The sequence below is a fragment of the Paenibacillus agaridevorans genome (assembly GCF_003112455.1).
GTDB lineage: Bacteria > Bacillota > Bacilli > Paenibacillales > Paenibacillaceae > Pristimantibacillus > Pristimantibacillus agaridevorans.
On sequence record NZ_BDQX01000030.1, the window covers coordinates 1 to 249 of the forward strand.

Annotated in this window: 1 protein-coding gene; it reads left to right on the forward strand. The window is 43.4% G+C overall.

The window, feature by feature from the left end; all coding sequences use genetic code 11:
* Nucleotides 1-249: transposase (locus tag PAT3040_RS02050; RefSeq protein ID WP_146200336.1), on the forward strand; the 249-nt coding region annotated here is incomplete at both ends.

A 249-nucleotide genomic window follows, 5' to 3' on the forward strand; every position in this document is an offset into this window, starting at 1 on the left:
TCCTTCCCATTAAGTTGGTATATATTCGCAATCGCAATAAACGAAACGACTATTTGGTCTTAGCTTCGACCGATATCGATCTGACCGAAGACGAGATCATTCAGCTCTATGCTAGACGCTGGTCGGTGGAAGTCTACTTCAAGATGTGCAAACAATACTTAAAATTAGCCAAGTACCAAGGGATTTCTTATGACGGGATCTTTGCGCATACGACACTGGTAGCTATCGGTTATATGATCCTAGCGGTGC